At 56.7% G+C, this 4,511-nt stretch carries 6 protein-coding genes and 1 pseudogene; 2 read left to right on the top strand and 5 right to left on the bottom strand.

Translation table 11 applies throughout. The features are described 5' to 3' along the window. Positions 1-206 precede the first annotated feature (206 nt). Positions 207-1,304, top strand: coding sequence for an NAD(P)-dependent alcohol dehydrogenase (locus HHJ19_RS13420; protein WP_296908208.1), 1,098 nt, complete (start codon positions 207-209; stop codon positions 1,302-1,304). Between the two features lie 328 nt (positions 1,305-1,632). Here the strand turns inward: HHJ19_RS13420 and HHJ19_RS13415 are convergent, their stop codons facing one another. From HHJ19_RS13415 to HHJ19_RS13400, 4 genes and pseudogenes are all read right to left on the bottom strand, one after another. Next, positions 1,633-1,887, bottom strand: a complete 255-nt coding sequence (locus HHJ19_RS13415; RefSeq protein WP_296908206.1) for a hypothetical protein — start codon at positions 1,885-1,887, stop codon at positions 1,633-1,635. A gap of 22 nt (positions 1,888-1,909) precedes the next feature. After that, positions 1,910-2,563 carry an SOS response-associated peptidase gene (locus HHJ19_RS13410; protein WP_296908203.1) on the bottom strand — a complete coding sequence of 218 codons (654 nt, stop codon included), beginning with the start codon at positions 2,561-2,563 and terminating at the stop codon, positions 1,910-1,912. A 112-nt stretch (positions 2,564-2,675) separates the two neighbouring features. After that, positions 2,676-3,050: a glutaredoxin gene (locus HHJ19_RS13405; protein ID WP_296908201.1), complete on the bottom strand. Its 375-nt coding sequence runs from the start codon at positions 3,048-3,050 to the stop codon at positions 2,676-2,678. Between the two features lie 222 nt (positions 3,051-3,272). Next, positions 3,273-3,589: pseudogene (locus HHJ19_RS13400) on the bottom strand (IS3 family transposase); the annotation flags it as partial. Positions 3,590-3,694: 105 nt separating this feature from the next. On the opposite strand from HHJ19_RS13400, the gene HHJ19_RS13395 reads away from it, so the two are divergent. After that, complete coding sequence (locus HHJ19_RS13395; protein WP_366929409.1) at positions 3,695-3,907, top strand: DTW domain-containing protein; 213 nt, start codon at positions 3,695-3,697, stop codon at positions 3,905-3,907. A 40-nt stretch (positions 3,908-3,947) separates the two neighbouring features. Here the strand turns inward: HHJ19_RS13395 and HHJ19_RS13390 are convergent, their stop codons facing one another. Further along, positions 3,948-4,235 carry a hypothetical protein gene (locus HHJ19_RS13390; RefSeq protein ID WP_296908200.1) on the bottom strand — a complete coding sequence of 96 codons (288 nt, stop codon included), beginning with the start codon at positions 4,233-4,235 and terminating at the stop codon, positions 3,948-3,950. Between the last annotated feature and the right edge of the window lie 276 nt (positions 4,236-4,511).

Raw genomic sequence — 4,511 nt, 5'->3', positions numbered from 1 at the left:
CAAAAAAATCTGACGAACCTGAAGTTCACATCCAAGATCGTATCTACAACGCGCGGGGCGGGGCTAGAAGCCGGCCACCAAGCTGTTAGTGAAGTCATCGTGCGCGGCGACCAACATTCATTTGCGCATTGTGCTGTACGAGCGTATTATTTTTTCTCGTATCACTGACCGTGTTCGAAAACTCCAACTAGATGGGAGCCGATATCATGATCAAAGTCTTGGGCTATGCCGCAAAGCACTCGTATAGCCGCCTGAAGCGCATCCAATTCGAGCGCGAAGAGGCGCGCGCGAATGAGATCGAAATAGAGGTGCTCTTCTGTGGCGTCTGCCACTCGGACATTCATCAGGTGAAGAACGAGTGGTCCAACACCGTCTATCCGTGCGTGCCCGGCCACGAGATCGTCGGTCGGGTTACGAATGTGGGGCCTGGCGGCACCCGGCACGAAGTTGGCGATCTCGTTGGCGTTGGCTGCATGATTGAGAGCTGTCGCCACTGCGATCCCTGCCAATCCGGCGACCAGAATTATTGCGAAGGCCCGAACGCCTGGCTTGCCACCTATAACGGCCCGATGGTGCCCGCAGCCAAGGCGCTGAACGGCGGCAACATGTATGGGCGTGACAATACGTTCGGCGGCTATTCCGATGTGATGGTCGTCAACGAGGACTTCGCTCTCAAGATTCCAACGAACCTGAAGCCCGAGGTGGCAGCCCCAATCCTGTGCGCGGGTGCCACCACTTATTCGCCGCTAAAGCATTGGGGTGTGAAGGCCGGCGACAACGTCGGCGTGATCGGCTTTGGCGGCCTCGGCGACATGGCGTGCAAGATCGCGAAGGCGATGGGTGCGCAGGTAACAGTGTTCACCACCACCAGCCAGAAGCTGGAAGAGGCAAAGCGCCTTGGCATCAGCGGCGTCCTGGAAAGCGACAAGGACGCGATGAAGGAAATGAAATCGAGTTTCGACTTCATGCTTTCGACGATTCCCGAGAAGCACGATATCAATCCCTTCATCGAATTACTGAAGCGCGACAGAACCCTGTGCATCGTCGGCGCACTAGAGCCGATGGCTGGTGTCGATAATTCGGCAGTCGCGTTCCATCGCAAGCGCGTCGCCGGATCGCTAATCGGCAATCTCGCCGATACGCAAGAGGTGCTCGATTTTTGCGCCAAGCACGGCATCGGCCCAGATATCGAAATAATCGACATTCAGGATGTGAACGACGCCTTCAAGAAGGTCGAAAAGGGCGACGTGCGGTTCCGCTACGTCATCGACATGGCTTCACTTAAGCGCGACGAAAGCGCCTAAAGCGACACGTGAGCCGTTTGATCAATCGGTCGGTCCGCGCCAATCACGGCAAGACTCGCGCCATGTAACGCTGAAAGGCATATGTCTCAATCCAAAGGGCGCTTAGGCGCCCTTTATTTTTTGCAGCGGTCCAAAATGGATCATTTTCTTCGGATTAAAGGAATCTCATATACGAACGGTCATGGTCGGTGGCGGGCGCTGAGATTGTTGAAATCACGCAGGGTTGCCAAATGACAGCCTCTCGCTTCAAGCCTGCCGGAGCATACAGTCAGTCGTCGGCATTCAACCTCGGCAGATGCACTATCCAGTAGCTCTCAGCCTGGCCTTGTCAAACCACTTCAATCGACTCTTCGCCATCTGGCAAGGTAACCACTTCCACGGGAGTGATTCCGTTGGAACCTCCCGGCAAGCGCCAGCTCATCTCCACCGCATCGCCTTGCTTGAGTCTTCGCACGACCGCGCTCACAGGCGCGATTTCGCCTTCATAAAGCAAGGGCCCATCGGGCTCGTCCCGGCATTGAATGGCCACTTCGACCCGTTTTTCGCCGTCATAGTGTGTTTCACCAATTCCGAATTTAGCCATGCAGAACTCCTTTGCGGATAACTTAACGAGGTGCCGGAAATTCGACAAGCCTCTCTGCAGGATATTGCCGCAGAAATTCATCGGTTTGCGCTGGCGGCGCATTGAGCCATTCGTCATAGGCCCCCGACGGCAAAATGACGACCATGCGCTTCTCGTCACCGGGCTTGTGGAAATCGCGCATCAGCGCGTGCTGGTCGGCGTTAATAGTCAGCATCGCAAAACTGTGGACAAGCTCCCCCTTGCCTGACTTCCACCAGGACCACAAGCCGGCAATTCCCATAGGCTCGCCATCGGCGCGAATAATCCGGGTCGGCACCGCCCTCCCGCTTCGCCAGTCAGGTTCATAAAAAGCCTCTACTGGAATGATGCAGCGCTGGCCATTGCGCCAGGCATCCCGGAAACTCGGTTTGGTAGCGACCGTCTCGCTGCGCGCGTTGAAGGTACGCCTGGCGATGGTGGTGTCGGTTGCCCAATGCGGAATCAAGCCGAACTGCCCAGGGAGAGCTTCACGATGAGGCACCGCTTCGTCACCTGCATCGGCCTCAAGCGGGCGCCGGATGAAACTGGCCGCGTACAGGGGCCAGACATCGAACTTGCCCAGGTCGTCAGGCGGCTCCACGCCAAAATGGCGACGGTAGCGCTCCCTGTCCTTCATGGCTTGGTAATGGCTACACACAGGGCGGCTGGCCTATTTGCCTGATTCGTCGGCGAGATGGTAGCCCACAGCAGCGCCAACACCCACAGGAGAAAGACTGCTTTTCTTCCTGCGTACGATCAGCTCGGCTCCCCTACGCGGGCTGGGCCAGCATTTGTTTGAGTTCACCACTGTCAATCAGTGTCTGTAAGTCGCTGGCGCCGCCAACCAGCGTACCTTTGACGAACACCATTGGCAAAGTCGGCCAACCAGTCCACATCTTGAGTGCATTACGTTCGCGCCAGGTATTGAAATAGTTGCCGTACTCCAGATACTTGTAGGGTTGCTTGATCAGGTCCAGCGCCTTGCACGCCTGCTTGGGAAAAGGATTCAACCCCATTCCCACCACAACCACATCGTTGCCTCCGATGGCTGCAGTCACCTCCTGCACCATGACCTGCTGATGCCCCGCGACCTTGCTTCGGATGGCAGGATGGATGTGCGTCTCGTCAAGAATCGATCGTGGCATGGAAAACTCCAAAAAGGCTGAGAAGTGAGAGTATGGCAGTGCGGCTCGAATCGAGAACGATCCGGGAGAAGTTGGTTTGAGTTGTCCCCACCGCCTGTGACCTACGCTGTTGATAACTTTTTGGATAAGTCGCGAAAGCGGCGCCAGCACTGTCGTGGTAGATCTTGCTTAAAAAAAAGGCAGTACAGGATACTCAATCTGACCATAGCGTAGGGAGCAGCCATACCGACGCCACTTCGTCGCGGCAACGACCAGGCGTTCCTGCTTCATCAGACGCTGCACGACTTTTTTCGAAAAACAGAGCTTCTGCCTGCTCAATGCCGCACGTATCCGTCGATAACCGTAGCAGCGGTGATTGCGTTCGAAGACATCTGTGATGGCAAGACGCGCATCAGTATGACTGTCAGCGCCCCACAGCTGTCCCCGATGATCAGGGCATCAACCAGCCGCGTCTTTTCCAGGTTGCTCAGGAGCGGCAGGTCGACGCCCAGGCCTTTTTTTAGCAGTTCATTGATCTCCTTCAAGATGTCGTGTTCAAGCAAGTCCGGTGCCGTGTAATGCTTGAGCCGACGGCGCAATGCAGAATCACGGTCCAGCACGGCCAGGTCGTCCAGCAATTGCCCGGCGATGATGAACAACACGGCATGCCCGCATCCAGCTACCGGATTCGCAAGGCTCACAAACCTGGCCAGTTGTCGACGCTGGAAGCGACCTGCGCAGCGCTTGCGGAAATGGAAAGCAATGCCGGGTCGTTTGCCCTGCTGCTGGCTGCGTTTGATGGCTTTGTAGTGCCGCATTCGGGCCGTCGGGCTCAGGCTGAAGCGACTGACGTAACTGTCCTGGTTGCCCCTGAATAAAAAAAACCTTCGAGCAAATAGCCCAGAGTGCGGCGCCGCGTTAGGGTCTGTTGGCGCGCGACGGATACACGACAACCGACTCGGTTTTGGAGCGTTCGCCCGAGTCGGGGAGTTCCTCGCCGGAATGCCGTGTCAACAAGGTAGGAGACTGGCGCACATTGTTGATTTCCGCTTCGATTCTGACGATTCTCTCTGCGTACATTTTGGCCAGGGCGCTATGGTGCTCGGCAGCCGCCTTGTGCTCTACCCAGGCCAGATTCGCTTCTTCGAGATATTCAAGTGACTTGCGTATGTGCGCGTCAGCATGTGCAAAAAGGTGGAATGTCATAACAAGCCTCCATGGACGTGCCGCCAAAGGATTGCAGGGACAAAGATTGACTTCAAACAGCTTTAGCCTGGCCCGTGTGACATGATCCTCCAAAATCCGGGATCGTGTCAACGGGAGCGCCACGACGCCTGGTTTGACCTGCTATCGTTTCAGGCGGTGGCCAGGCTCCGGGGTGCGGCCGGAGCAGTCGCAGTCTCGGGTACTGGCGTCTCGCCCGTCATTTCGCCGCCCAGCGCTTGCAGCAGGTCGGGAATCCAGACAGACAACACACCTGTC

It is taken from the genome of Polaromonas sp. (assembly GCF_012927415.1).
Taxonomy (GTDB): Bacteria; Pseudomonadota; Gammaproteobacteria; order Burkholderiales; family Burkholderiaceae_C; genus Polaromonas.
The sequence above is the reverse complement of the archived record's forward strand: the minus strand, read 5'-3'. Positions and strand labels throughout refer to the sequence as shown.

Excerpts from the sequence above, each read along its gene's own strand:
- HHJ19_RS13395 (WP_366929409.1), top strand. The coding sequence starts at position 3,695 with ATGCCCGCATCCAGCTACCGGATTCGCAAGGCTCACAAACCTGGCCAG.
- HHJ19_RS13390 (WP_296908200.1), bottom strand. The coding sequence starts at position 4,235 with ATGACATTCCACCTTTTTGCACATGCTGACGCGCACATACGCAAGTCA.
- HHJ19_RS13420 (WP_296908208.1), top strand. The coding sequence starts at position 207 with ATGATCAAAGTCTTGGGCTATGCCGCAAAGCACTCGTATAGCCGCCTG.
- HHJ19_RS13415 (WP_296908206.1), bottom strand. The coding sequence starts at position 1,887 with ATGGCTAAATTCGGAATTGGTGAAACACACTATGACGGCGAAAAACGG.
- HHJ19_RS13405 (WP_296908201.1), bottom strand. The coding sequence starts at position 3,050 with ATGCCACGATCGATTCTTGACGAGACGCACATCCATCCTGCCATCCGA.